Origin of the sequence: Stutzerimonas kunmingensis (genome assembly GCF_002929225.1) — a bacterium.
GTDB lineage: Bacteria > Pseudomonadota > Gammaproteobacteria > Pseudomonadales > Pseudomonadaceae > Stutzerimonas.
This window is the reverse complement of record NZ_PISM01000014.1, coordinates 67,566-92,772: the sequence shown is the minus strand read 5'-3', so window position 1 is coordinate 92,772 and position 25,207 is coordinate 67,566. Positions and strand designations below refer to the sequence as shown.

Below are 25,207 nucleotides of genomic sequence, written 5' to 3'. Positions count from 1 at the left end.
AAATGCTCAAACACGCGGCTTAATCCTAGGCTTCGGCGAGTGCAACGGCCTGTTCGACGTCGACCGTCACCAGACGTGAGCAGCCCGGCTCATGCATGGTCACACCCATCAGCTGATCGGCCATTTCCATGGCGATCTTGTTGTGGGTGATGTAGATGAATTGCACTTTCTCCGACATCTCCTTCACCAAGCGCGCGTATCGACCGACGTTCGCATCATCCAGCGGTGCGTCAACTTCATCGAGCATGCAGAACGGCGCGGGGTTGAGCTGGAAGATGGCAAAAACCAGCGCCAACGCCGTCAACGCCTTTTCGCCACCGGAAAGCAGGTGAATGGTGCTGTTCTTCTTTCCGGGCGGACGCGCCATGATCGCCACCCCGGTATCGAGTAAATCTTCTCCGGTAAGTTCCAGATAGGCATTGCCGCCGCCGAACACTTTCGGGAAAAGCGCCTGTAGGCCACCGTTGATCTGATCGAAGGTCTCTTTGAAGCGGTTGCGAGTTTCCCGGTCGATCTTGCGGATGACGTTTTCCAGCGTATCCAGCGCCTCGACCAGATCATCGTTCTGCGCATCGAGGTAACGTTTGCGTTCCGATTGCTGCTGGTACTCATCGATCGCCGCGAGGTTGATCGGGCCCAGGCGCTGAATGCGCTGACCAAGGCGCTCCAGCTCCGCCTCCCAACTCGGCTCGTCTGCATCGGCAGGGAGTGTGCCAAGCACGCCATGCAGATCGTAGCCGTCCTCCTGCAGCTGGTCCTGCAACGCCTTGCGGCGGACGCTCAGCCCTTGCCAATCCAGCCTTTGCTGCTCCAGCTGCCCGCGTAGCAGCTGCGCTTGCTGCTCGGCCTGAGTGCGGCGTTTTTCGGCATCACGCAGCTCGCGGTCGGCGTCTTCCAGGGCCAGTCGCGCATGCTTGAGTTCGTCTTCGACACCCATGCGCCGCTCCAGCAGCTCTTCGAGCTTCATGCGCAGCTCTTCCAGCGGTGCCTCCCCCTCCTCCAGGTTCAGCGTCAGCTGCTCGCGGCGCTCGATGGCACGTTCGAATTGTTGCTCCAATCGTTCCAGCGCCTGCCGGGTGGACTCGTGCTGCGCCTTGAGTGAACCGACCCGCAACGCCAGCTGATGCGCCTGGTCCTTGTGCTGACGGGCATCCTGGCGAATGCGATCGAGGCGCTCGCGAATGCCGTCGCGACTGGCCAGCAATGTCTCGCGCTGCTCGGTGTCCTGGGCCATCGCATCCAGCGCGTCCTGTAGTTGCAGACGCGCCTCGCCGAGCTGTTCGGTCTCGATCTCGCGCTGTTCGTTCTGCTCGGAAAGCTCTTCATCCAGACGCTGGCGGCGCAGCGCCAACTGCTCGAGGCGCGCTTGCCCGGCAGATAGCTGCGCCTTGAGATCGCTATGGCTGCGAGCTTCCTCCTGCTGCCGACGACGCTGCTGCTCGCGCTCGTCTTCGAGACGGGCCTGATCGCTACGCAACTCAGCGATGCGCTCTTCAATTGCCGCCAGGGCGGTTTCACGCTCTTCGCGCTCTGCCTGTAACCGCTCCAGTTCCTGCCCGCGGGCGAGCACACCGGATTCGGCCTCGCTGGCGCGCCGCACCCGCAGAAAATGCCGACCGACCCAGTAGCCGTCGCGGCTTACCAGGCTTTCGCCATCGTTGAGACCCGAGCGCGCGGCCAGCGCCTGCTCCAGCGAATCGACCGGATGCACGTTGTCCAGCCAGGGCGACAGATCCAGAGCAGACTCGACCAGATCAAGCAAGCTACTAGCGCGGCGCGCACCGCCATTTGCAGGGCTGACCAACCGCAGGTCGCCCTGCTCGAAGCCCTCGAAGTCGATCGCCGCAAAATCATCCAGCAGCACGGCATGCAGATCGGCGCCCAGCACGGTTTCCACCGCCACTTCCCAACCGGGCTCGACACGCAGCCCTTCGGCGAGGCGTGGGCGCTTTTCCAACCCTTGCTCACGCAGCCACTCGCCGACACCTTTGCCGGGATCCATCGCCGCCTGCTGCAGCGCCTCCAGCGAGGCAATGCGGCCATTCAGACGCTGCAGATCACCCTGCGCCTGCTGCTGCGTCTGGGTCGCCTGCTGCAACGCTTCACGCAATTGCTCCAGGCGTTCATTGAGCGCATCGCCGGCCGCGGCGAGCGCTTCGAGATCGAGTTCACTGGCGGCAAGCTGCTCGCCCAGCTCGAGAATCGCCACATCTTCAGGATCGGTAACCAGCAGCGCACGTTCGTCATCCAGCCGACGTTGACGTTCGGCCAACCGTTCCAGACTCTGCTCCAGCTGCTGGATGCGCGACTGCTGGACCTCAGCCACGCGGCGTGGCTCAGCGCTGAGCTGATTGAAGCGTTCCCATTGTTCCTGCCAGCCCTGCATGGCCGCTTCAGCCTCTTCCAGCTGGACGGCAGATTCCTCCGCGGCGGCGCCGGAGAGCTCCTGCTCAGGCTCGAGCATCGCCAATTCCTCGCCGAGCGTGGCCAACAGCGTGCGGTCGTGACCGAGGTGTGATTCGGTCTCCAGACGCGCCTGCTCCGCCTCGCGCAGATCGTCCTGCAACTGACGCAGGCGCTGCTGGCCGTGCTGGATGCTTTGCTCGACCCGGGCGATATCGCCGCCAACCGAGTAGAAGCGACCCTGCACCTGGTTGAAGCGCTCGGACAGTTCGTGGTGGCCGTCACGCAGGCGTTCGATGCTCGCGTCGGCGTTGCGCTGCTCGGCGACCAGCGCTTCGAAGGCGACTTCCTGATCGCCAATGACCTGCTCGCGCTGGCCGACCTGCTCGTTCAAGGCCTGCCAGCGCAGTGCCGACAGCTGCGCCTTAAGCTGACGCTCTTCGGCCTTGTATTCCTGATATTTCTCCGCCGACTGCGCCTGACGGTGCAGACGTTCGAGCTGGCGTTCCAGCTCTTCGCGCAGGTCGGTCAGGCGAGCCAGGTTCTCGTGCGTCCGACGAATACGGTTCTCGGTTTCGCGCCGGCGCTCCTTGTACTTGGAGATGCCGGCCGCTTCCTCGATGAAGTTGCGCAGGTCCTCGGGCTTGGCCTCGATCAGTTTGGAGATCATGCCCTGCTCGATGATCGAGTAACTACGCGGCCCGAGCCCGGTGCCGAGGAAGATATCGGTAATATCGCGGCGCCGGCACTTCACGCCGTTGAGAAAGTAGGTGTTCTGCGAGTCGCGGGTGACGCGGCGGCGGATGGAAATTTCGGCGAAGGCTGCGTACTCACCGGTCAACGTGCCGTCGGAGTTATCGAAGATCAGCTCGATGCTCGCCTGGGTTACCGGCTTGCGCGTGTTCGAGCCATTGAAGATGACGTCCGTCATCGACTCGCCACGCAGGTTCTTAGCCGAGCTTTCGCCCATTACCCAGCGCACGGCGTCGATGATGTTGGATTTGCCGCAGCCGTTCGGCCCGACCACCGCCGCCATGTTGCTCGGAAAGCTGACCGTGGTGGGATCGACGAAGGATTTGAAGCCGGCGAGTTTGATGCTTTTCAGTCGCATGCGGCCTATCCGTGGCAGTCAGCGTGGGAACGAACAAGCGGGGTCGCCGTGAACATCGGAAATCCTGGCATCGAATGGGTACTGGCAAGAAGCCAGGGAGTTTATCACGCAGCCTGGCTCCGCTCGCAGCGTGGCGGCGCACAGAACGGTGTGGCAGGTGAAGGCATCAGAAGTGCAAGCGGCGCTCGGGCTGGAAAGACGATTCGTCAGCCGCCCGTCATGCTCATGAAGCGCACCACCTGAACCTGCTCATCAGTGCGGAAGTGATGTTTCTCCGGCTTGAGTTGCAGTGCGTCCACCAGCGCATTGCGCAGGCGTTCGCCATCGCCCGGATGCCGGCGCATCAGGCTTTTCAGATCCAGCGCACCCTCGTGGCCGAGGCATAGCACCAGCTTGCCTTCGGCAGTCACGCGGACGCGGTTGCAACTGCCGCAGAAGTTGTTGCTGTGGGGCGAAATGAAGCCGACCTGTGTTTCGCTGCCCGCTACCTGCCAGTAACGCGACGGGCCGCCGGTAGCGTGACTGCTGCGCACCAGGGTGTGCCGCGCCTCGATCCGTTCGCGCACTTCGTCACTCGAGCAGAAGGTGATCTGGCGCTGATGACTGGACACGCTGCCCAGCGGCATCTCCTCGATGAAGCTGATATCCAGGCCGCGCTCGATGGCGAACTCCACCAGATCGAGAATCTCGTCGTCGTTGCGCCCCTTCTGCACCACGCTGTTGAGCTTGATCCGCTTGAAGCCAGCAGCGCGTGCAGCCTCGATGCCTGCCAGTACCTGATCGAGGCGGTCACGGCGGGTCAGTTCGGCGAAACGGTCGCGCTTGAGCGAGTCGAGGCTGATGTTCAGGCGCTTCACGCCGGCATCACGCAGCGCCGGCGCCAGACTTGGCAGCTGTGAACCGTTGGTGGTGATGGCCAGGTCTTCGAGCTCGCTGCGCGCGCCCAGTTGCGCCAGCAGGCCGGTCAGACCCTTGCGCACCAACGGTTCGCCGCCGGTCACGCGAATGCGTTTGACACCGAGACTGATGAAGGCATCGGCCACGGCATAGAGCTCTTCGAGGGTAAGTATCTGCGCGCGGGGAGCGAAGACCATGTCTTCGCTCATGCAGTAGGTGCAGCGAAAATCGCAGCGATCGGTTACCGATAACCTCAGGTAGGTGATGCGCCGGCCGAACGGGTCGACCAACTGGGAATCGGGCATGGAACTCTCCAACTGCTGGCTGCGCCTGTATTCAGACTATGCGCTAAGCGCGAATCAGGCAAAGTGACGTTACCAACGGCGAGCGGTCCGCGCCACCGCTGGGCATGCAGCATCACGGTCGCAATGCTTTAATGGGCCGCTTTGGCAGGCGACCCGCTCGACCTGCAACCATGCGAGAGACCACGGCGAATGGATAACGACTCCTTGAAAGCGATGAGCTGGCGTGAACGGCTATACGTCATCATCTTTTTCATCAATACCCCAGCGGGAAAACGCTTCGATACCTGGCTGCTGGTGATCATCCTCGCCAGTCTGGTCGTGGTGATGTTCGACAGCATCGCCTCCTTCAATGAGCGCCACGGGGAGCTGCTGACCACTCTGGAATGGGGATTCACCACGATATTCGCCCTGGAATACCTGGTGCGCATCTACACCCACCCCGAGCCACGCAAATACATCTTCAGCTTCTACGGCGCGGTGGACCTGCTCTCGGTGCTGCCGGCCTTCATCGCCCTGCTGCTACCCGATGCGCAGTACCTGCTGGTGGTACGCATCGTCCGCATGCTGCGGATTTTCCGTGTACTCAAGCTCACGCCCTACCTAAGCCAGGCGAACTTCCTGCTGGTGGCGCTGCAGGGCAGCCGGCAGAAGATCATCGTCTTCCTCGTCAGCGTAACCACCCTGATCATCGTTTACGGCACGCTGATGTATGTGATCGAAGGGCCAGGCAATGGCTTCACCAGCATTCCGATAAGCATCTACTGGGCGGTGGTCACACTGACCACGGTCGGCTTCGGCGATATCGTTCCGCATACGCCGTTGGGCAAGGCGCTGGCGACGATGGTGATGATCACTGGTTATTCGATCATCGCCGTGCCGACCGGCATCTTCACCGCCGAGCTGGCGAATGCCATGCGCCAGGACAGCCTGCGCCACAGCTGCCCGACCTGCGACAAGCTCACCCATGAGCCCAATGCGGCCTTCTGCAGTCGCTGCGGCAGCCAGCTGTTCGAGCGACGCGAAGGCGAGGCGCGCGACTGACACGAGCCAACCGTCGCGCGGGCTGGGTTGCCGACCCGCTGCATCGCCAACGGCATGGCGAACTGCCCTGAAGCAGGGCTGTCACATCCTCTGACTCGCGTCAGGCAGGATGGAGACCGGCATGCCCTTGCTCAAACTGCTGCACTTCGCTGCCCTGCTCTGCTGGTGCGGCTCGCTGCTTTATCTCCCGGCGCTGATCGCGGCGGGCACCAAGCGTAGCGATCAGCTCTTCTACCGTGACCATGCACACCTCACCCGCATGGTCTTCACCCTCATCAGCACCCCGGCTGCGCTGCTGGCGATCGTCTCCGGCACGGCGCTGTTCCTGCGCGACGGCACGCTGGCAGGCTGGCTGATCATGAAGCTCACGGTGGTGACGGCGATGGCGCTCTGTCATGCGCTGTGCGGCGTTCTCGTCCTGCGCATCGAACGCGAGCCGGAGCGTGGCGTCACATACCAGTGCATCACCTTGGGCGTGATGGTGCCCGTGCTGATCGCCCTGACTCTGTGGCTGGTGCTGGCCAAGCCCTTCTGACCTCAAGGAACGACCGCCTCGCATGACCGACTCTCCGGCCCGATTCGTATACCCTCAGCGCCATTGCGCGGCGCAGCCCGGCAGGTCGCCAGGAGACGACTCGATCAGTTGCGACTCGCGCTTACGGCCCATCACCTTCAACGTCCACACCAACCGCGTGCTCGTAGACCAGGCGCCCGCCGAGAAAGGCCGCCAGCGAGATCAGCACGGCGGTCAGCAGCGACAGGTAGAGACCCCACATGGCATCGCCGTCACCGCGATCCATGCCCTGGTAGCGCAACAGCCAGTTCAGCGAGGCCAGGGAAAGCATCATCACCGCCAGGATCGCATGGCACCACGCGGTCACCTTGCGGCGAATCTGCTGCACGGTGACCAGATCAATCACGCCGGCGACGCTGGCGATCCAGCCGCCGATCGCACCCACACCGGAAAGCCAGAGGCCAGCGCGCCACCAGAATTCGTCAAGCGTCCACAGGTAGGCGAGATCCGCCGGCACCAGGCCGATCAACGCCGCGACGGGGAAGTGAATCATCATCGGGTGCAGCGGATGGCCGGCAATGGCGGCGTTGCTGTTGATCGACTCGCGTTCTGTGGCCATCCGGCCCTCCCAGGCACTGAAGTGAAACGGGCCGCCCAGTGGTCGAGACGAGGCGGCAACCCTTTCAAATGGACCACGCTGGCGCTGGCAGTTCCTTTACTCGCGGCCTGCGACGGTCCGCAATCGGCGCTTTCACCGGCCGGCCCGATGGCCCGCGACGTGGCGAACGTCTGGTGGGCGATGTTCGGCTTTTCCGTGGTGGTGCTGCTGGTAGTGAGCGCGCTGTGGATCTACGCGATGCTGCGCCGCCCGCGAACGCACACCGCCGAAGAAGCCAAACGGATCAATCGTCGCTGGATCATCGGCGGCGGCCTGATCCTGCCCACCGTCACCATCATCGCCCTGCTGGCGTTCGGCATTCCCACCGGGCGCGGCATGCTGCCACTGCCGCTCGAGGGCGAGCAGCCGCTGCGCATCCAGGTCATCGGCCACCAATGGTGGTGGGAGGTGCGCTACCCGGAAAGCGGGGTGGTGACGGCCAACCAATTCATCCTGCCGGTCGATCGCCCGGTGGACGTCGAGGTCACCAGCGCGGACGTGATCCACTCGTTCTGGGTGCCACGCCTGGGCGGCAAGCTGGACATGGTTCCCGGCCGGACCAACACCCTGCGTGTGCAGGCCGCGCAGAGCGGGATTTTCCGCGGGCAATGCTCGGAGTTCTGCGGCAGTCAGCATGCGCACATGATTCTGCACGTAGAGGCGCTGGAAGCTGACGCTTTTGCCAGCTGGATCGAGACCCGCCGTGAGCTGCAGCACCAGCCACCCAGCGGCGATGCCGGTCGCGTCTTCGCTGAGCGCTGCGGGCAATGCCACCGCGTCACTGGCGTCAGCGAGGGCAATCGCGCACCGGACCTGAGCGATCTCGCCACCCGTCCGAGCCTCGGCGCCGGCGTGATCGCCAACGATGCGGACGGCCTGCGCCGCTGGCTGAGCGATCACCAGAGCCTCAAGCACGGCAACGCCATGCCGCGGCACGACGACATTCCCGAAGAAACCCTCGGCCAGCTTGCCGACTGGCTGGAGACACTCGCTCCATGACACCGACCCCGAAGAGCGGCGCGCCCGCCACCGATCTCGACCAGTTGCAGGACCAGTTCAACGAGGTCTGGGGCAACCCCCGTGGTTGGCGTGCGCTGACCATCGTCAACCACACCAGCATCGGTCTGCGCTTTCTGGTCACCGGAGCCTTCTTCTTCCTCGTCGGCGGCCTGCTGGCGATGCTGATCCGCACCCAGCTCGCCCTCCCCGGCTACGAGCTAATGGAGCCGGACGTCTACAACCAGGTCTTCACCATGCACGGCACGGTGATGATGTTCCTCTTCGCGGTGCCGATGATGGAGGGGTTGGCGGTCTACCTGATCCCGAAGATGATCGGTGCCCGCGACCTGGTTTTCCCGCGCCTTTCCGCCCTGGGCTACTACTGCTACCTGTTCGGCGGGCTGATCCTGCTGTCGAGCATCTTTCTCGACGTCGCGCCCAAGGCCGGCTGGTTCATGTACACGCCGCTGTCCAGCTCGGCACATACGCCGGGGGTGAACTCGGATTTCTGGCTGCTGGGCATCACCTTCGTCGAAATTTCCGCGGTATCCGCCGGCGTCGAGCTGGTGGTATCGATCCTGCGCACCCGCACCAACGGCATGGCGCTGCACAAGATGCCGCTGTACGCCTGGTACATCCTGGTGATGGCGATGATGATCGTGGTCGGCTTTCCGCCGCTGATCCTCGGCTCCATCCTGCTGGAACTGGAACGCGCGGCCGGCATGCCGTTCTTCGATGTCGCCCGCGGTGGCGATCCGGTGCTCTGGCAGCACCTGTTCTGGCTGTTCGGTCACCCGGAGGTGTACATCATCTTCCTGCCCGGCGCCGGCATCGTCTCCACGCTGATTCCAGTGTTCTGCCAGCGCCCGCTGGTGGGCTACCGCTGGGTCGTGCTGGGCGTACTGACCACCGGCTTCATCAGCTTCGGACTCTGGGTGCACCACATGTTCACGGTGGGCATCCCGCAGCTGGCCACGGCGTTCTTCTCGGCGGCGAGCATGCTGGTGGCAATCCCCACCGGCGTGCAGGTTTTCGCCTGGCTGGCGACGCTCTGGCTCGGCAAACCGGTGTACAGAGTGCCAATGCTCTGGCTGGTGGGCTTTCTGATCGTCTTCGTCGCAGGCGGGCTGACCGGGGTGATGCTGGCGCTGGTGCCGTTCGACTGGCAGGTACACGACACCCATTTCGTCGTCGCGCACATGCACTACGTGCTGGTGGGCGGCATGTTGTTCCCGCTGATGGCCGGTCTGTACTACTGGCTGCCGCACTTCTCCGGGCGCATGCCGTCGGAAAAGCTCGGCCGCTGGGGCTTCTGGCTGTTCTTCATCGGCTTCAACGTGACCTTCATGATCATGCACTGGACGGGCCTGATCGGCATGCCTCGGCGTGTCTACACCTATGACACCGGCCTCGGCTGGGACATGCCCAACCTGGTGTCGTCGATCGGCAGCTTCATCATGGCGGCAGGCGTCGCCACTATCCTGCTGGACATCATCCTGCATTTCCGCTTCGGCATCCCGGCACCGGAGAATCCCTGGAAAGCCGATACCCTCGAGTGGGCCACCAGCCTGCCGCCCAGCGCGTACAACTTCGTCAGCCTGCCCGACGTGACGGACCGTCATCCGTTGTGGAAAGACCCGAACCTGCCCGACAGCATCGCCCGCGGCGAACATGCGCTGACGGTGATCGACCACGGTCGACGGGAGACCTGGGGCAGTGATCCGCTGACGGGCAAGGTCCGCGAGATCATTCATTTGCCTGGCAACAGCTGGCTGCCGTTCATTGCCTCGGTGTTCCTTGCGGTGCTCTGCCTGAGCCTGCTGAACAAAGCGTACATCCTCGCGATCATCGCCACCGTGGCAACGCTGATCGTGCTGCTGCGCTGGTCCTGGGAAAACGGCGCCCATCCTGCTGCCGCGCCGGACGCCCATACCCAACCGGGCGAGCCACCGCTGCACTCCCGTACGTTCGACGGCCCGGGCCTGTGGGGCATGGGCGTGACGCTGCTGGCCAATGGCGCGCTGTACCTTTCGCTGCTGTTCGGCTGGTTCTATCTGTGGACCGTGTCGCCGCAATGGCAGGTGCCGGACAGCGGGATGAATGGCTGGCTGATGCTGGCCAGCGCGTTGTTGCTGAGTGCCGGCACGCTCTGGTTGCACCGGCTGATCAAGCGTCTGCGCGCCGGTATGCATCGCGGGCTGATGGGGCAACTTGCCGTGTTGGCGATCGTCGCCTTCATTCAATCGGCGCTGCTGCTCTGGCTGATGCTGTCAGCCGGCCTGGCGCCGACCGAAACCGCCCACGATGCGGTGATCTTCGTGATGCTGGCGTACAACCTGATTCACTGCACGCTGGCAGCCGTGGTGACCGGACTGCAGGCGTGGCGGGTAGCCCTCGGTTACGTGGGCGACAAGGCGCCATACGAGCCCATCGTGGTCGAGCAGCTCTGGTACTACAACCTGGGTGTGCTGTGGGTCAGCTATGCGGCGATCGTGTTGTTCCCGGCGACCTGGGGGGGTGCCTGATGGCCTATGCACGCACGTCACCCTTTCACCCGGTGCAGATCCCGATCGGCCTGATCATCTGGAGCCTGTGGTTTGTCGCGATGTACGGTGGCCAGGCGGTGATCTGCAAGGTAAGCCCACCGGACCCCGCGGACGGGGTGTGGAACTGGCTGAACGGCAGCCTCGGCGTGCTGACCCTGCTTACCCTTGCACTACTGTTCTGGCTGGCGCGTTACTTCTGGCGCCTGTCGCGACCACCGCATGAGCTGAACGAGCGGCAGCAGTTCGTCACCAAGCTGGCTGCCGGTATTCACTTCATTGCCGCGCTGGCCACCCTGTTCGTCGGCATTCCGCTGCTGCAGATTCCGCCATGCCTGTAATCCGGCCGTCGATGCGCTGGACAGCCGCTGCAGCCTTGACCGCCATCTTCCTGCCGGTATCGGCGCAGGCCCATGGCCTTTTCGATGCCCACCTGCTGGACCGCGCGCCATTGCTGCTCACGGCGGTGCTGGTCGCGGCCGCCTGGCTGCTCTATGTGCTGGGCGCCCGCAAGGTACCGCCGCGGCGGAGCGAGGCCCTCTGCTTTCACAGCGCCATGCTGCTGGCGGTGTTCTCGGTTTTCGGCCCCATCGACGACTGGGCGGAAAGCAGCACCAGCTGGCACATGACCCAGCACATGCTGTTCATCATCGTGATCGCGCCGCTGTGGGCGATGGCCCGGCCGCTGCCGCAATGGCGCGGCGTCACCGGCCGCTTTGCCCAGCCGCTGTGGACCGGCATTCTGCGCGCCGGCCGCTACCCCACGCTGCTGGCGCTGCTGCATGGTGCGATCATCTGGATCTGGCACACGCCGAAGCTCTATGTGCTGGCGCTGGACAACCTCTGGTGGCACGCCTTCGAACATGCGTGCTTCCTGTTCACCGGTTGGCTGTTCTGGTGGTCGGTGCTGCGCGCCAATCCGAAGCAGGTGCCCCAGGCGTTGATGGCCGTGTTGCTGACGCTGATGCACACCGGCCTGCTGGGCGCCCTGCTAACCTTCGGCACCGTCTCGTTCTATGGCGAAGGTCGCTCGGTGGACGACCAGCAACTCGCCGGCCTGATTATGTGGGTACCCGGTGGGCTTATCTATCTGATCGGTGGCGGCTGGATCACCTGGCGCTGGCTGACCCGCATGTGGCGGCGCCAGCAAACGGGTGCGGCCCGAGAGGAGCTGGGCTGAGGCTGCGAACGAGCGTGCAGCCGCGTCGCTCACTCGCTCTTCTTACGAATCCAGTAGAGGTAGGTGCCAGCCGCTTCCTGCTGCTCGACCAGGTCATGGCCAAGAAAGATGCAGAACTTCGGAATATCTCGCTGGGTCGAGGGATCGGTCGCGATCACCTTGAGCAGCGCACCACCGGCCAGATCGCGCACCTTGTTGTGCAACATCATCACCGGCTCGGGGCAGTTCAGGCCGCTGGCATCGAGCACGGCATCGACGGACATTTCAGCTGATTGGGTCATCTTGGGCTCCGGAAAACTGGCGTGCATTGTTACGCATGCGCGCAGGCGGGTCATCCGCTGGCTGATCAGAGACGCCGCAGGTGGCAGGTCACCTCTTCGCGGTCGTGGTACAGCTGCTTGCAGCCGATGCTGGCCTTGACGCCGCGCGCGGCCAGGCCATCGGCGATGCGCTCCAGCAGCCGCTTGACCTCGGCGTAGCGCTGCTTCATCGGCAGCTTGAGGTTCACCACCGCCTCGCGGCACAGGCCCTCGCCGATCCAGGTTTCCAGCAGTGCAGCATTGCGCGCCGGCTTCTCGACGATGTCGCAGACCATCCAGTCCACCGGCCTTTTCGGGCGAAAGGTAAAGCCGTCGGCGCGAAAATGTTCCACCAGCCCGGAATCCATCAGGTCGGCGTTCATCGGCCCGTTGTCCACCGCGCTGACCTTGATATGCCGGTTGACCAGCTGCCAGGTCCAGCCGCCCGGCGCCGCGCCGAGATCGACTCCGGTCATGCCCGCCGCCAGCCGCGTATCCCACTGCTCTCGCGGGATGAAATGGTGCCAGGCCTCCTCCAGCTTGAGCGTCGAGCGGCTGGGTGCCTGGCGCGGAAACTTCAGGCGCGGGATGCCCATCGGCCACAGCGCACTGTTGTTCGCCTCGGCGATGCCGACGAATACTTCGCGACCGCTCTTGAACGTGAGCAGAAGGCGCGGCCCCTTGCCCTGCTCGTCGAGGCGCCCGGCCTTGACCAGCGCCTTGCGCAGCGGCGCCTCGAACTTGCGGCAGAAGTTGGAAAGCTCCTTGCCATCGTTGGTATCCAGCACCTCCAGCCACAGGCTGCTGCACACCGGGTAGTCCGCCAGGTGCGCCAGCAACACGCTGATGCGATCGGTTTCCGGAAGCTGCAGGTAGTCGCCACGTGCCCATTGCCGCGGAAAGATTAGCTCGGCGAAACGCAGCTTGCGCATCAGCCGCTCGGCGCCGCCACTTTCGCTGCAGATGAACTCCGCACAGGCGCTCTCTGGCCGTGCCTTGGCGTAGCCGGCCACGTCCAGGATGGCGGCGTGCTCGCTGATTTCCGCGCAGACCTCGCCCTCGAAACCAGGGCGGCAATGCAGCAGCAATGTGTTCATGTTAGAATCCTGTCAGCGGTCGGGCATGCGCCAAAGCCGCGCATCATAGCCGACCACGGGAACCCTCGCCCGCATGGCCCGGTCCAGTGCAGTAGCGAAACACCTGCCCTAGGGCTAGTTTCAAAGCTCGTTCATCAGCCAGCCCTCACCGTGTGGGCACAAGGAGATGAGGAATGCCTTCCCTGGATAGCCTGAAATGTCGCCGCAGCCTCGAGGTTGCCGGCAAGACCTACCACTACTACAGCCTTCCCGACGCAGCCGCCCAGCTGGGCGACATCAGCCGACTGCCCACCTCCCTGAAGGTGCTGCTGGAGAACCTGCTGCGCTGGGAAGACGACGTGACCGTACGCAGCGACGATCTCAGATCGCTGGTGAGCTGGCTGCAAACCCGCAGCTCGGACCAGGAAATCCAGTACCGCCCCGCCCGGGTGCTGATGCAGGACTTCACCGGCGTCCCGGCAGTAGTCGACCTCGCGGCCATGCGCGATGCCGTGGCCAGGGCCGGCGGTGATCCGCAGAAGATCAACCCGCTGTCGCCGGTGGACCTGGTGATCGACCACTCGGTGATGGTCGACCGCTTCGGCAGCGACCAGGCTTTCGAGCAGAACGTCGAGATCGAGATGCAGCGCAACGGCGAACGCTACGAGTTCCTGCGCTGGGGCCAGCAGGCCTTCGACAACTTCAGCGTGGTGCCGCCGGGTACCGGCATCTGCCACCAGGTCAACCTGGAATACCTCGGCCAGGTTGTCTGGACCCGCGAAGAGAACGGCGAAACCGTCGCCTACCCGGACACCCTGGTCGGCACCGATTCGCACACCACCATGATCAATGGCCTCGGCGTGCTCGGCTGGGGTGTCGGCGGCATCGAGGCCGAAGCGGCGATGCTCGGCCAACCGGTGTCGATGCTGATTCCCGAGGTGATCGGTTTCCGCCTCAGCGGCAAGCTCAACGAGGGCGTCACCGCCACCGACCTGGTGCTGACCGTGACGCAGATGCTGCGCAAGCACGGCGTGGTCGGCAAATTCGTCGAGTTCTACGGCCCGGGGCTGGATCACCTGCCGCTGGCCGACCGTGCCACCATCGGCAACATGGCGCCCGAGTACGGCGCTACCTGCGGCTTCTTCCCGGTCGACCAGATCACCATCGACTACCTGCGCCTGACCGGCCGCAACGAGGAGCGCATTGCCTTGGTCGAGGCCTACAGCAAGGCTCAGGGCATGTGGCGTGACAGCAATTCGCCGGACCCTGTGTTCACCGCTACCCTGGAGCTGGACCTGGCCCAGGTGCAGCCGTCCGTAGCCGGGCCCAAGCGCCCGCAGGACCGGGTCACGCTCGGCGATATCGGCGCCAACTTCGACCTGCTACTGGAAACCGGCGGGCGCAAGCAGCAGGCCGATACCGAGTTTGCGGTCGCCGGTGAACAGTTCCAGCTCAAGCACGGCGCGGTGGTGATCGCAGCCATCACCTCCTGCACCAATACCTCGAACCCGAACGTGCTGATGGCCGCCGGCCTGGTTGCGAAGAAGGCCATCGAGCGCGGCCTGCAACGCCAACCCTGGGTCAAAACCTCTCTGGCGCCCGGCTCGAAGGTGGTAACCGACTACCTCGAGCGCGCCGGCCTGACCCGCTATCTCGACGAACTCGGCTTCAACCTGGTGGGCTACGGCTGCACCACCTGCATCGGCAACTCCGGGCCGCTGCCGGATGCCATCGGCCAGGCGATCACCGATAACGATCTGATCGTTTCTTCCGTACTGTCTGGCAACCGTAACTTCGAAGGGCGCGTACATCCGTTGGTCAAGGCCAACTGGCTGGCCTCGCCGCCGCTGGTGGTCGCCTTTGCACTGGCCGGCACCACACGCATCGACATGGACCGCGAACCGCTGGGCTATGACGCGCAAAACCAGCCGGTGTACCTGAAGGACATCTGGCCGAGCAGCGCGGAAATCGCCGAAGCGGTGGCGAGCATCGATGGCCAGATGTTCCGCAGCCGTTATGCCGACGTGTTCAGCGGCGACGAGCACTGGCAGAAGATTCCGGTCAGCGCCGGAGATACCTACGCGTGGGACGCTGGCTCCAGCTACGTGCAGAACCCGCCCTACTTCGAGGATATCGGCCAGCCTCCGACCCCACCGGCAGATGTCGAAAACGCTCGCGTGCTGGCCTTGTTCGGCGACTCGATCACCACCGACCACATCTCACCGGCCGGCAATATCAAGGCCAGCTCACCGGCCGGCACCTATCTGCAGTCGCTGGGCGTGGCGCCGGAGGACTTCAACTCCTATGGTTCGCGGCGCGGCAACCATGAAGTGATGATGCGCGGCACTTTCGCCAATATCCGCATCAAGAACGAGATGCTCGGAGGGGAGGAAGGTGGCAACACGCTCTATCAGCCGAGTGGCGAGAAGCTCTCGATCTACGACGCCGCCATGCGCTACCAGGCCGAGGGCGTACCGCTGGTGGTGATCGCCGGCAAGGAATACGGCACCGGTTCCAGCCGTGACTGGGCGGCCAAGGGCACCAATCTGCTGGGCGTCAAGGCGGTGATCGCCGAGAGCTTCGAGCGCATCCATCGCTCCAACCTGATCGGCATGGGCGTGTTGGCGTTGCAGTTCGTCGGTGATCAGACGCGCCAGTCGCTGGGCCTGAACGGTACGGAGAAGTTGTCGATCCGCGGTCTAGGCGCCGATATCGCGCCGCGCCAGATGCTGACCGTGGATGTAGAGCGCGCCGATGGTTCGCGTGACTCGTTCCAGGTGCTGAGCCGCATCGATACGCTCAACGAGGTGCAGTACTTCAAGGCTGGCGGGATTCTGCACTACGTGCTGCGCCAGCTGATCGGGAGCTGAGCGAAACCGGAAACGCCGATGCGATTCCTTTCGCATCGGCGTCCGCCGGTCCTTCGGCGATTGGTTTCCAGCTGCCCTGACGTCCCTGCCCGCTGCCCGGCTCCCTGAGTTCGCTTCGCATAGCGAAGCACCGGACACGCACCGACAATGCCCAAAACCCGTTACAGAACCATTAAGCCATGGCTGCCGCTGGTCGCCTGTGCGCAGGAGAAGCTGATCCACGAATCAGCTTTGGCTCAAGAACGCCACTCTCCGGCCGACCAACTGGTCAGCCTGACCCATTAGAAAAACATAAGGTCGGGTGCGACACCCTACGATTCCTCTGCCAGGCGTGATAGTCGATGCGTAACAATCAACCCGTAACTCAGCGTGAATACGCGTTTCCTGATCAGCAACGCCTCATCTCGACCACCGACCTCAAAGGCCAGATCACCTACTGCAACGACATATTTGCCGAGGTCAGCGGCTTCGCTCGTGACGAACTGATTCGCGCGCCGCATAACCTGGTGCGCCATCCGGATGTGCCGCCGGCCGTGTTCGACCACATGTGGACGACCCTCAAGCAGGGCAAGCCATGGATGGGCATCGTCAAGAACCGGCGCAAGACCGGCGACCATTATTGGGTCAACGCCTACGTCACGCCCATTTTAGATCAGCAGCGCCAGGTGACGGGCTATGAGTCGGTGCGGACCAAACCGACCCGCGAGCAGATTCAGCGAGCCGAAGCCCTGTATGCACGCATCAATTCCGGCAAGTCCGGCGTGCCCCGCCGCGATACCTGGCTGCCCGTATTGAGCAAATGGCTGCCGTTTCTGGTCATCAGCCAGATAGGATTTCTGGTCGGGGCCAGCTTCGATCATGCATTGGGGTTCATCGCCGCCGCGCTGCTGGCCGTACCGTTCGGTCTGGTCGCGCTGCACTGGCAGCAACGTGGCATAAAGCGCCTGTTGCAGCTGGCGAGCGAGAGCACCAGTGACCCGCTCATCGCACGCATGTATACCGACAGCAGCGGGGTCGAAGCCCAGCTGGAAATGGCGATGCTCAGCCAGCATGCGCACCTGAAGACCTGCCTCACGCGCCTGCAGGACATGGCCGTGCAGTTGCAAGGGCAAGCCAAACAGGCCGACTCGCTGGCACAGAACTGTGCCAACGGCCTGGTGCAGCAGCATCAGGAAACCGAGCAGGTCGCAACGGCGATCAACGAGATGGCCGCGACGACGCAGGAAGTCGCCGGCAACGTCGCGCTGGCCGCCGACGCGACCCGAGAGGCCAGCCGCCTCACCGATCAGGGCCGTGCGGTCACTGCCGAGACACGCAAGGCCATTCAGCAGCTATCCGAATCCGTCGCCAAGACGGGCGAAGCGGTCAACCAACTGGCCAACGACAGCGAGGCGATCGGCAGCGTGGTCGATGTGATCAAGAGCATCGCCGACCAGACCAACCTGCTGGCACTCAACGCCGCGATCGAGGCTGCGCGTGCCGGTGAAAGTGGCCGCGGCTTCGCGGTGGTCGCCGACGAAGTCCGCCAGCTTGCCCAACGAACGGCCAGTGCCACGGGTGAGATCCATCAACTGATCGAGAAGCTTCAGTCGCAGGCGCGCCACGCCGTGCAGACCACCGAGGATGGCCGCGTGCATGCGACGCGCGGCGTCGATCAGGTGGTCCAGGCCGATCAGGCCCTCAGCGGGATCAATGAGGCGATGGGCAATATCATCGACATGACCACGCAGATCGCGTCCGCGACGGAGCAGCAGAGCGCGGTGGCCGACGAGATCAGCAACAACGTCAGCACCATCGCCCAGCTGGCCGAACAGACCACCGGTGACGCGCGCAGCTCTGCGCTGCTCAGCGAGGACCTCGCCGCCACGGCGCAAGGGCAGTACGCCCTGGTCGAGCGCTTCAACCGCTAGGAAAAGCCGCAGCCGGTATCGCTCGATCCGGCTGCAGGCAGCGCTCAGTGCGAGATCACACCCTGGAGAAACGCGGCAATCGCATCGGCAGTACTGTCGAGGTGCTGGTCGTGGCTCAGGCCCGAGCGTTTCAGCGGTTTGAGATCGTGATCGGCGGCGGCCAGCCAGTGCAGCGCAATCGCCGGGGATAGCGCGTACTGCTCCACCGTTTCATGATCACCCAAGGCGTCGCGCTCACCCTGGACAACCAGGGTCGGCGTCTGCAGCGTGGCGAGATGCGCCACCCGAGGCTTTTCCGGCTTGCCGGCGGCATAGAACGGATAACCCAGGCAGACCAGCGCGTCCGCGCCCAACTCATCGGCCAGCAAACTGGCCATTCGCCCCCCCATCGACTTGCCACCGATGGCCAGCGGTCCTGTGGCCTGCTGTCGCACCAGGGCATGGACTTCACGCCATTGGGCCAACAATTGAGCCTGTGGACTGGGCGGCCGCTTGCCTGCCCCGGCACGTCGCGCCGCCATGTAGGCGAACTCGAATCGGCAAACCGCTATCCCGCGCGCAGCAAGGCGCGCAGCCATTTGCTCCATGAACGGGCTGTCCATCGGTGCGCCTGCACCATGCGCCAGGATCAGGCTCACCCAGGCGCCGCCAGACGGCTGGTTCCACCTGACGAGATGCCCTTTGTCACTTTGTGTGTATTGATCCGTGTCAATACCGGCAGATTGCCCTTTCCCCATCCTTGCCCCGCTTTCTATTAGAAAGAAAAAAACTGCTCATTACCCGTGGATGGAAGCCCATACATGAACACAGCAACCAGTACCGCCTACAGTTACAAGGTGGTCCGCCAATTCGCCATCATGACGGTGGTGTGGGGAATCGTCGGGATGGGGCTCGGCGTTTTCATCGCAGCACAATTGGCCTGGCCATTTCTGAACCTTGACCTCCCCTGGACCAGTTTCGGTCGTCTACGTCCATTGCACACCAACGCGGTGATCTTCGCCTTCGGCGGCTGTGCTCTGTTCGCAACGTCCTACTACTCGGTACAGCGTACCTGTCAGACCACACTGTTCGCGCCGAAGTTGGCCGCGTTCACGTTCTGGGGCTGGCAGCTGGTCATCCTGCTCGCCGCGATCTCCCTGCCGCTGGGCTTCACCAGCTCCAAGGAATATGCGGAACTGGAGTGGCCGATCGACATCCTGATCACCATCGTCTGGGTGGCCTATGCGGTCGTCTTCTTCGGTACGCTGGCGACGCGCAAGGTCAAGCACATCTACGTCGGTAACTGGTTCTTCGGCGCCTTCATCCTGACCGTGGCCATTCTGCACATCGTCAACAACCTGGAAATTCCGGTCAGTGCGATGAAGTCCTACTCGCTGTATGCCGGTGCGACCGATGCGATGGTGCAATGGTGGTACGGCCACAACGCCGTGGGCTTCTTCCTCACCGCCGGCTTCCTCGGGATCATGTACTACTTCGTGCCGAAGCAGGCCGAACGTCCGGTGTATTCCTATCGCCTGTCGATCGTCCACTTCTGGGCACTGATCACCGTCTACATCTGGGCCGGTCCGCACCACCTGCACTACACCGCTCTGCCGGATTGGGCGCAGAGCCTGGGCATGGTGATGTCGCTGATTCTGCTGGCTCCGAGCTGGGGCGGCATGATCAACGGCATGATGACCCTCTCGGGCGCCTGGCACAAACTGCGCAGCGACCCGATCCTGCGCTTCCTGGTGGTTTCGCTGGCGTTCTACGGCATGTCGACCTTCGAAGGTCCGATGATGGCCATCAAGACCGTCAACGCCCTCTCGCACTACACCGACTGGACCATCGGCCACGTACACGCCGGCGCCCTCGGCTGGGTTGCCATGGTGTCCATCGGCGCGCTGTATCACCTGATTCCGAAGGTCTTCGGCCGCGCTCAGATGCACAGCGTCGCGCTGATCAACACCCACTTCTGGCTGGCCACCATCGGCACCGTGCTCTACATCGCCTCGATGTGGGTCAACGGTATCGCCCAGGGCCTGATGTGGCGCGCGATCAACGACGACGGCACGCTGACCTACTCCTTCGTCGAAGCACTGGAAGCCAGCCACCCCGGTTTCGTGGTGCGGATGATCGGTGGCGCGATCTTCTTCGCCGGCATGCTGGTGATGGCCTACAACACCTGGCGCACCGTGCAGGCTGCCAAGCCCGCCGAGTACGACGCTGCCGCGCAGATCGCCTGAGGAGCCTAGGTAAATGAAATCGCACGAGAAACTAGAAAAGAACGTCGGGCTGTTGACCCTGTTCATGATCCTGGCGGTGAGCATCGGCGGTCTGACCCAGATCGTCCCGCTGTTCTTCCAAGACGCCGTCAACGAGCCGGTCGAAGGCATGAAGCCTTACACCGCGCTGCAACTGGAAGGCCGCGATCTGTACATCCGCGAAGGCTGTGTCGGCTGCCACTCGCAGATGATCCGTCCGTTCCGCGCCGAAACCGAGCGTTACGGCCACTACTCGGTCGCTGGCGAAAGCGTCTATGACCATCCGTTCCTGTGGGGCTCCAAGCGTACCGGTCCGGACCTGGCCCGTGTCGGTGGCCGTTACTCCGATGACTGGCACCGCGCGCACCTGTACAACCCGCGCAACGTAGTGCCCGAGTCGAAGATGCCGTCCTACCCGTGGCTGGTCGAGAACACCCTCGACGGCAAGGACACCGCCAAGAAGATGTCGGCACTGCGCACCCTCGGTGTGCCGTACACCGAAGAGGACATCGCCGGCGCTCGCGACTCCGTCAATGGCAAGACCGAGATGGACGCCATGGTGGCCTATCTTCAGGTGCTCGGCACGGCTCTGACCAACAAGCGCTAATCGCACAGCCAAGAAAAATGACGGCTGGCTTCGCAGCCGTCAGGGACTTCAATCGCGGACAGCCAGAGTTGCTCGGGCTGTCCAGGAGTAGCACATGAGCACTTTCTGGAGTGGATACATCGCCCTGCTGACGCTGGGCACCATCGTCGCTCTGTTCTGGCTGATCTTCGCCACCCGCAAGGGCGAGTCGGCCGGCACCACGGACCAAACGATGGGTCATGCCTTCGACGGCATCGAGGAATACGACAACCCGCTGCCGCGCTGGTGGTTCCTGCTGTTCATCGGCACCCTGGTGTTCGGCATCCTTTACCTCGTGCTCTATCCGGGCCTGGGTAACTGGAAAGGCGTACTGCCCGGCTACGAGGGTGGCTGGACTCAGGAAAAGCAGTGGGAGCGCGAGGTCGCTCAGGCCGATGAAAAATACGGTCCGATCTTCGCCAAGTACGCTGCCATGTCGGTGGCAGAAGTCGCTCAGGACGAGCAAGCCGTGAAGATGGGTGCTCGCCTGTTCGCCAACTACTGCGCCATCTGCCATGGTTCCGATGCCAAGGGCTCCCTGGGCTTCCCGAACCTGGCTGACCATGACTGGCGCTGGGGTGGTGATGCAGCCTCGATCAAGACCAGCATCCTCAACGGCCGTATCGCAGCAATGCCGGCCTGGGGTCAGGCTATCGGCGAGGAAGGCGTGAAGAACGTGGCAGCCTTCGTCCGTAAGGAACTCGCTGGCCTGGCGCTGCCGGAAGGCACCGACGCTGATCTGGGCAAAGGCAAAGAGGTCTATGCACAGACCTGCTCCGTCTGCCACGGCCAGGGTGGAGAAGGTATGGCGGCACTGGGTGCGCCGAATCTCCAGCATGCCTCCGGCTGGATCTACGGCTCGAGCCTCGCCCAGCTGCAGCAGACCATCCGCCACGGCCGCAACGGCCAGATGCCTGCCCAGCAGCAGTACCTGGGCGACGACAAGGTTCACCTGCTCGCCGCCTACGTCTACAGCTTGTCGCAGAAACCGGAACAACTCGCCAAGCAGTAAGTCGTAAAAGGGCGGTACACTCGTACCGCCCTTCTCGCCTTGTCTTCAGGCAACTCTCGTCGCGCTGCGACCATCTGTCGCATCATCAGCCGACCGAAGACCTTCCCCGCCCGCCCACGCACTTCTAAGCTTTGCTTCCGACTCGCCGCACCACCTAGAAGCATAAGGCGAACTCGGTATTTCTAGCGCACCGGCCTGGTGCGAAACATCCCTGCGCAGCGCATGGAAAACGCTTTAAATCAGGGTTTTGGCCAGCAAAGAGAGCCCGGGCGTCGTTTGCATTGCCCCCATGCTTTCTCCATACTTGCCGCCGTTTTTGCCTTCGAAAATGCCATTAGCGTGGAAGCCTTGCATGAGCACAGCAATAAGTGAGACTGCTTATAACTATAAGGTGGTTCGCCAATTCGCCATCATGACGGTGGTATGGGGAATCATCGGGATGGGCCTGGGTGTTTTGATCGCCGCGCAGTTGGTGTGGCCCTCGCTCAACTTCGACCTGCCGTGGACGAGCTTCGGCCGTCTACGACCATTGCACACAAACGCGGTTATCTTCGCATTCGGTGGTTGCGCACTGTTTGCCACGTCCTATTACGTGGTTCAGCGCACTTGCCAGGCGCGTCTGTTCTCCGACGGACTCGCGGCCTTCACCTTCTGGGGTTGGCAGGCTGTGATCGTGCTTGCAGTCATCACGCTTCCACAGGGCTTCACCAGCTCCAAGGAATACGCGGAACTGGAGTGGCCGATCGACATCCTGCTCACGCTGGTGTGGGTGTCGTACATCGGCGTGTTCTTCGGCACGATCATGAAGCGCAAGGCCAAGCACATCTATGTGGGTAACTGGTTCTTCGGCGCGTTCATCCTGGTTACGGCGATGCTGCACATCGTCAACAACCTGGAAATCCCGGTGTCCTGGTTCAAGTCCTACTCGATCTATTCGGGTGCGACCGACGCGATGGTGCAATGGTGGTACGGCCACAACGCCGTGGGCTTCTTCCTGACCACCGGCTTCCTGGGCATGATGTATTACTTCGTGCCGAAGCAGGCCGAGCGCCCGGTGTATTCCTATCGCCTGTCGATCGTTCACTTCTGGGCGCTGATCACCCTTTATATCTGGGCCGGTCCGCACCACCTGCACTACACCGCCCTGCCGGACTGGGCACAAAGCCTGGGCATGGTGATGTCGATCATCCTGCTGGCTCCGAGCTGGGGCGGCATGATCAACGGCATGATGACCCTCTCGGGCGCCTGGCATAAGCTGCGCACCGATCCGATCCTGCGCTTCCTGGTGGTATCGCTGGCGTTCTACGGCATGTCGACCTTCGAAGGTCCGATGATGGCGATCAAGACCGTCAACGCCCTCTCGCACTACACCGACTGGACCATCGGCCACGTTCACGCCGGCGCCCTCGGCTGGGTTGCGATGATCACCATCGGCTCCATGTACCACCTGATCCCGAAAGTGTTCGGTCGCGAGCAGATGCACAGCATCGGCCTGATCAATGCGCACTTCTGGCTGGCCACCATCGGCACCGTGCTCTACATCGCCTCGATGTGGGTCAACGGCATCACCCAGGGTCTGATGTGGCGCGCAATCAACGAAGACGGCACGCTGACCTACTCCTTCGTCGAGGCACTGGAAGCTAGCCACCCCGGCTTCATCGTCCGTGCACTCGGCGGTGCCTTCTTCCTCGCCGGCATGCTGCTGATGGCCTACAACACCTGGCGCACTGTGCGTGCCGCCAAAGCAGCTCAGTACGACGCTGCTGCGCAGATCGCTTGAGGAACGGATAGATGAAGAATCACGAAGTACTCGAAAAGAACATTGGTCTGCTGACCCTGTTCATGATCCTGGCGGTGAGCATCGGTGGTCTGACCCAGATCGTCCCGCTGTTCTTCCAGGACGCCGTCAACGAGCCGGTCGAAGGCATGAAGCCCTACACCGCGCTGCAGCTGGAAGGCCGCGACCTGTACATCCGCGAAGGCTGCGTCGGCTGCCACTCGCAGATGGTGCGTCCGTTCCGCGCTGAAACCGAGCGTTACGGCCACTACTCGGTCGCCGGCGAAAGCGTCTATGACCATCCGTTCCTGTGGGGCTCCAAGCGTACCGGTCCGGACCTGGCCCGTGTCGGTGGCCGCTACTCCGATGACTGGCACCGCGCGCACCTGTACAACCCGCGCAACGTAGTGCCCGAATCGAAGATGCCGTCCTACCCGTGGCTGGTCGAGAACACCCTCGACGGCAAGGACACCGCCAAGAAGATGTCGGCACTGCGCACTCTCGGCGTGCCGTACACCGAAGAAGACATCGCCGGCGCCAAGGATGCCGTCCGTGGCAAGACCGAAATGGACGCCATGGTGGCTTACCTGCAAGTACTCGGCACTGCACTCACCAACAAACGGTAACGCATGATGGAAATCGGGACTCTTCGCGGCTTGGGCACAATTCTGGTATTCGTCGCCTTTATCGGCGTGGTGCTCTGGGCTTACAGCAGCAAACGCAAGAATAGCTTCGACGAAGCCGCCAACCTGCCCTTCGCGGACGACGAGACCGACGCCAAGAAGCGTGATGAAGAAGCTTCCAGGAGTAAGAAATAAATGACCTCGTTTTGGAGTTGGTACGTCACCCTGCTGAGCCTCGGCACCATTGCCGCGCTGGTCTGGCTGCTACTGGCAACTCGCAAGGGCCAACGCCCTGACAGCACTGAAGAAACCGTTGGCCATTCCTATGACGGTATCGAGGAATACGACAACCCGCTGCCGCGCTGGTGGTTCATGCTGTTCGTCGGCACCGTCATCTTCGCCCTCGGCTACCTGGTGCTGTACCCCGGCCTGGGCAACTGGAAAGGCATCCTGCCGGGCTATGAAGGTGGCTGGACTCAGGTCAAGGAATGGCAGCGCGAGATGGACAAGGCGGACGAGCAGTACGGTCCGCTTTTCGCCAAGTACGCCGCCATGCCTGTAGAGGAAGTCGCCAAGGATGCTCAGGCGTTGAAGATGGGCGGTCGCCTGTTCGCCTCCAACTGCTCGGTCTGCCACGGCTCCGATGCCAAGGGCGCCTACGGCTTCCCGAACCTGACCGACAACGATTGGCTGTGGGGCGGCGAGCCGGAAACCATCAAGACCACAATCCTGCACGGCCGCCAGGCGGCGATGCCGGCCTGGCGGGACGTGATCGGCGAAGAAGGCATCCGCAACGTTGCCGGCTATGTGCGCAGCCTGTCCGGTCGTGATACCCCAGAGGGTATCAGCGTCGACATTGAGCAGGGTCAAAAAATCTTCGCGACCAACTGTGTAGTCTGCCATGGACCGGAAGCCAAGGGCGTTGCAGCCATGGGCGCGCCGAACCTGACCGACAATGTCTGGCTATATGGTTCGAGCTTTGCCCAGATCCAGCAAACCCTTCGCTACGGTCGCAATGGCCGCATGCCGGCCCAGGAAGCAATCCTTGGCAACGACAAGGTGCACTTGCTGGCGGCTTACGTTTACAGCCTGTCGCAGCAGCCGGAGCAGTGATACACAGG

21 protein-coding genes are annotated in these 25,207 nt (G+C 63.0%); 15 read left to right on the top strand and 6 right to left on the bottom strand.

Going from position 1 to position 25,207, the window contains the following annotated elements:
• Positions 1-25: 25 nt before the first annotated feature.
• Positions 26-3,514 (bottom strand): chromosome segregation protein SMC, encoded by a 3,489-nt coding sequence (gene smc, locus CW305_RS07035; protein WP_104097469.1) that lies wholly within the window; start codon positions 3,512-3,514, stop codon positions 26-28.
• Positions 3,515-3,720: 206 nt separating this feature from the next.
• The gene (moaA, locus tag CW305_RS07030; RefSeq protein ID WP_023446296.1) at positions 3,721-4,716 is read right to left on the bottom strand and encodes a GTP 3',8-cyclase MoaA; all 996 of its coding nucleotides are present in this window, start codon (positions 4,714-4,716) and stop codon (positions 3,721-3,723) included.
• A gap of 189 nt (positions 4,717-4,905) precedes the next feature.
• On the opposite strand from moaA, the gene CW305_RS07025 reads away from it, so the two are divergent.
• Together CW305_RS07025 and CW305_RS07020 are read left to right on the top strand one after the other, a co-directional pair.
• Entirely contained in the window at positions 4,906-5,757 is an 852-nt protein-coding gene (locus CW305_RS07025) for an ion transporter (protein WP_104097468.1), read from the top strand.
• 121 nt (positions 5,758-5,878) lie between these two features.
• Positions 5,879-6,292, top strand: a complete 414-nt coding sequence (locus CW305_RS07020) for a CopD family protein (protein ID WP_104097467.1) — start codon at positions 5,879-5,881, stop codon at positions 6,290-6,292.
• 121 nt (positions 6,293-6,413) lie between these two features.
• On the opposite strand, the gene CW305_RS07015 is transcribed toward CW305_RS07020, so the two are convergent.
• Positions 6,414-6,890, bottom strand: a complete 477-nt coding sequence (locus tag CW305_RS07015; RefSeq protein WP_003285475.1) for a DUF2231 domain-containing protein — start codon at positions 6,888-6,890, stop codon at positions 6,414-6,416.
• Between the two features lie 147 nt (positions 6,891-7,037).
• Here CW305_RS07015 and coxB point away from each other — a divergent pair, with 147 nt between their 5' ends.
• Genes coxB through CW305_RS06995 form a run of 4 tightly spaced genes read left to right on the top strand, consistent with a single transcriptional unit; the run spans position 7,038 to position 11,651 of the window.
• Complete coding sequence (gene coxB, locus CW305_RS07010) at positions 7,038-7,928, top strand: cytochrome c oxidase subunit II (protein WP_104097466.1); 891 nt, start codon at positions 7,038-7,040, stop codon at positions 7,926-7,928.
• A complete protein-coding gene (gene ctaD / locus CW305_RS07005) occupies positions 7,925-10,453 on the top strand; it encodes a cytochrome c oxidase subunit I (RefSeq protein ID WP_104097465.1) in 2,529 nt (842 codons plus the stop codon). Before coxB ends, ctaD begins: the two co-directional genes overlap by 4 nt.
• Complete coding sequence (locus tag CW305_RS07000; protein ID WP_041014116.1) at positions 10,453-10,812, top strand: hypothetical protein; 360 nt, start codon at positions 10,453-10,455, stop codon at positions 10,810-10,812. Before ctaD ends, CW305_RS07000 begins: the two co-directional genes overlap by 1 nt.
• 11 nt (positions 10,813-10,823) lie before the next feature.
• Entirely contained in the window at positions 10,824-11,651 is an 828-nt protein-coding gene (locus CW305_RS06995; RefSeq protein WP_104097464.1) for a cytochrome c oxidase assembly protein, read from the top strand.
• A 29-nt stretch (positions 11,652-11,680) separates the two neighbouring features.
• Here the strand turns inward: CW305_RS06995 and tusA are convergent, their stop codons facing one another.
• Positions 11,681-11,932 carry a sulfurtransferase TusA gene (gene tusA, locus CW305_RS06990; RefSeq protein ID WP_014820499.1) on the bottom strand — a complete coding sequence of 84 codons (252 nt, stop codon included), beginning with the start codon at positions 11,930-11,932 and terminating at the stop codon, positions 11,681-11,683.
• 65 nt (positions 11,933-11,997) lie between these two features.
• Complete coding sequence (gene rlmM, locus CW305_RS06985) at positions 11,998-13,047, bottom strand: 23S rRNA (cytidine(2498)-2'-O)-methyltransferase RlmM (RefSeq protein WP_104097463.1); 1,050 nt, start codon at positions 13,045-13,047, stop codon at positions 11,998-12,000.
• 173 nt (positions 13,048-13,220) lie between these two features.
• On the opposite strand from rlmM, the gene acnA reads away from it, so the two are divergent.
• The gene (gene acnA / locus CW305_RS06980) at positions 13,221-15,896 is read left to right on the top strand and encodes an aconitate hydratase AcnA (protein ID WP_104097462.1); all 2,676 of its coding nucleotides are present in this window, start codon (positions 13,221-13,223) and stop codon (positions 15,894-15,896) included.
• A 341-nt stretch (positions 15,897-16,237) separates the two neighbouring features.
• A complete protein-coding gene (locus tag CW305_RS06975) occupies positions 16,238-17,806 on the top strand; it encodes a methyl-accepting chemotaxis protein (RefSeq protein WP_042922756.1) in 1,569 nt (522 codons plus the stop codon).
• A 44-nt stretch (positions 17,807-17,850) separates the two neighbouring features.
• Here CW305_RS06975 and CW305_RS06970 read toward each other — a convergent pair whose 3' ends face one another.
• Positions 17,851-18,543 carry an alpha/beta family hydrolase gene (locus CW305_RS06970; protein WP_101275581.1) on the bottom strand — a complete coding sequence of 231 codons (693 nt, stop codon included), beginning with the start codon at positions 18,541-18,543 and terminating at the stop codon, positions 17,851-17,853.
• Positions 18,544-18,606: 63 nt separating this feature from the next.
• On the opposite strand from CW305_RS06970, the gene ccoN (CW305_RS06965) reads away from it, so the two are divergent.
• The 7 genes from ccoN (CW305_RS06965) to ccoP (CW305_RS06935) all read left to right on the top strand — a co-directional run bounded on the left by ccoN (CW305_RS06965) (position 18,607) and on the right by ccoP (CW305_RS06935) (position 25,199).
• Positions 18,607-20,031, top strand: coding sequence for a cytochrome-c oxidase, cbb3-type subunit I (gene ccoN, locus CW305_RS06965; protein WP_041014122.1), 1,425 nt, complete (start codon positions 18,607-18,609; stop codon positions 20,029-20,031).
• A 13-nt stretch (positions 20,032-20,044) separates the two neighbouring features.
• Complete coding sequence (gene ccoO / locus CW305_RS06960; protein ID WP_044316406.1) at positions 20,045-20,656, top strand: cytochrome-c oxidase, cbb3-type subunit II; 612 nt, start codon at positions 20,045-20,047, stop codon at positions 20,654-20,656.
• Between the two features lie 94 nt (positions 20,657-20,750).
• Positions 20,751-21,686, top strand: coding sequence for a cytochrome-c oxidase, cbb3-type subunit III (gene ccoP / locus CW305_RS06955; RefSeq protein ID WP_044316407.1), 936 nt, complete (start codon positions 20,751-20,753; stop codon positions 21,684-21,686).
• 352 nt (positions 21,687-22,038) lie between these two features.
• Positions 22,039-23,466, top strand: coding sequence for a cytochrome-c oxidase, cbb3-type subunit I (gene ccoN, locus CW305_RS06950; protein WP_104097461.1), 1,428 nt, complete (start codon positions 22,039-22,041; stop codon positions 23,464-23,466).
• Positions 23,467-23,477: 11 nt separating this feature from the next.
• Positions 23,478-24,089, top strand: coding sequence for a cytochrome-c oxidase, cbb3-type subunit II (gene ccoO, locus CW305_RS06945; protein WP_041014125.1), 612 nt, complete (start codon positions 23,478-23,480; stop codon positions 24,087-24,089).
• Between the two features lie 6 nt (positions 24,090-24,095).
• Positions 24,096-24,281, top strand: coding sequence for a CcoQ/FixQ family Cbb3-type cytochrome c oxidase assembly chaperone (locus CW305_RS06940; protein ID WP_003301805.1), 186 nt, complete (start codon positions 24,096-24,098; stop codon positions 24,279-24,281).
• Positions 24,282-25,199 carry a cytochrome-c oxidase, cbb3-type subunit III gene (ccoP, locus tag CW305_RS06935; protein ID WP_023446314.1) on the top strand — a complete coding sequence of 306 codons (918 nt, stop codon included), beginning with the start codon at positions 24,282-24,284 and terminating at the stop codon, positions 25,197-25,199.
• The last annotated feature ends 8 nt before the right edge of the window (positions 25,200-25,207 follow it).

What these genes read in the sequence shown, in the direction of transcription:
- acnA (WP_104097462.1), top strand. Translation starts at nt 13,221, where the DNA reads ATGCCTTCCCTGGATAGCCTGAAATGTCGCCGCAGCCTCGAGGTTGCC.
- CW305_RS06940 (WP_003301805.1), top strand. Translation starts at nt 24,096, where the DNA reads ATGGAAATCGGGACTCTTCGCGGCTTGGGCACAATTCTGGTATTCGTC.
- ccoO (WP_041014125.1), top strand. Translation starts at nt 23,478, where the DNA reads ATGAAGAATCACGAAGTACTCGAAAAGAACATTGGTCTGCTGACCCTG.
- CW305_RS07020 (WP_104097467.1), top strand. Translation starts at nt 5,879, where the DNA reads ATGCCCTTGCTCAAACTGCTGCACTTCGCTGCCCTGCTCTGCTGGTGC.
- moaA (WP_023446296.1), bottom strand. Translation starts at nt 4,716, where the DNA reads ATGCCCGATTCCCAGTTGGTCGACCCGTTCGGCCGGCGCATCACCTAC.
- ccoP (WP_023446314.1), top strand. Translation starts at nt 24,282, where the DNA reads ATGACCTCGTTTTGGAGTTGGTACGTCACCCTGCTGAGCCTCGGCACC.
- tusA (WP_014820499.1), bottom strand. Translation starts at nt 11,932, where the DNA reads ATGACCCAATCAGCTGAAATGTCCGTCGATGCCGTGCTCGATGCCAGC.
- CW305_RS07015 (WP_003285475.1), bottom strand. Translation starts at nt 6,890, where the DNA reads ATGGCCACAGAACGCGAGTCGATCAACAGCAACGCCGCCATTGCCGGC.
- ccoN (WP_104097461.1), top strand. Translation starts at nt 22,039, where the DNA reads ATGAGCACAGCAATAAGTGAGACTGCTTATAACTATAAGGTGGTTCGC.
- ccoP (WP_044316407.1), top strand. Translation starts at nt 20,751, where the DNA reads ATGAGCACTTTCTGGAGTGGATACATCGCCCTGCTGACGCTGGGCACC.
- CW305_RS07000 (WP_041014116.1), top strand. Translation starts at nt 10,453, where the DNA reads ATGGCCTATGCACGCACGTCACCCTTTCACCCGGTGCAGATCCCGATC.
- ccoO (WP_044316406.1), top strand. Translation starts at nt 20,045, where the DNA reads ATGAAATCGCACGAGAAACTAGAAAAGAACGTCGGGCTGTTGACCCTG.
- CW305_RS07025 (WP_104097468.1), top strand. Translation starts at nt 4,906, where the DNA reads ATGGATAACGACTCCTTGAAAGCGATGAGCTGGCGTGAACGGCTATAC.
- CW305_RS06975 (WP_042922756.1), top strand. Translation starts at nt 16,238, where the DNA reads ATGCGTAACAATCAACCCGTAACTCAGCGTGAATACGCGTTTCCTGAT.
- CW305_RS06995 (WP_104097464.1), top strand. Translation starts at nt 10,824, where the DNA reads ATGCGCTGGACAGCCGCTGCAGCCTTGACCGCCATCTTCCTGCCGGTA.
- ctaD (WP_104097465.1), top strand. Translation starts at nt 7,925, where the DNA reads ATGACACCGACCCCGAAGAGCGGCGCGCCCGCCACCGATCTCGACCAG.
- CW305_RS06970 (WP_101275581.1), bottom strand. Translation starts at nt 18,543, where the DNA reads ATGGGGAAAGGGCAATCTGCCGGTATTGACACGGATCAATACACACAA.
- coxB (WP_104097466.1), top strand. Translation starts at nt 7,038, where the DNA reads ATGGCCCGCGACGTGGCGAACGTCTGGTGGGCGATGTTCGGCTTTTCC.
- ccoN (WP_041014122.1), top strand. Translation starts at nt 18,607, where the DNA reads ATGAACACAGCAACCAGTACCGCCTACAGTTACAAGGTGGTCCGCCAA.
- smc (WP_104097469.1), bottom strand. Translation starts at nt 3,514, where the DNA reads ATGCGACTGAAAAGCATCAAACTCGCCGGCTTCAAATCCTTCGTCGAT.
- rlmM (WP_104097463.1), bottom strand. Translation starts at nt 13,047, where the DNA reads ATGAACACATTGCTGCTGCATTGCCGCCCTGGTTTCGAGGGCGAGGTC.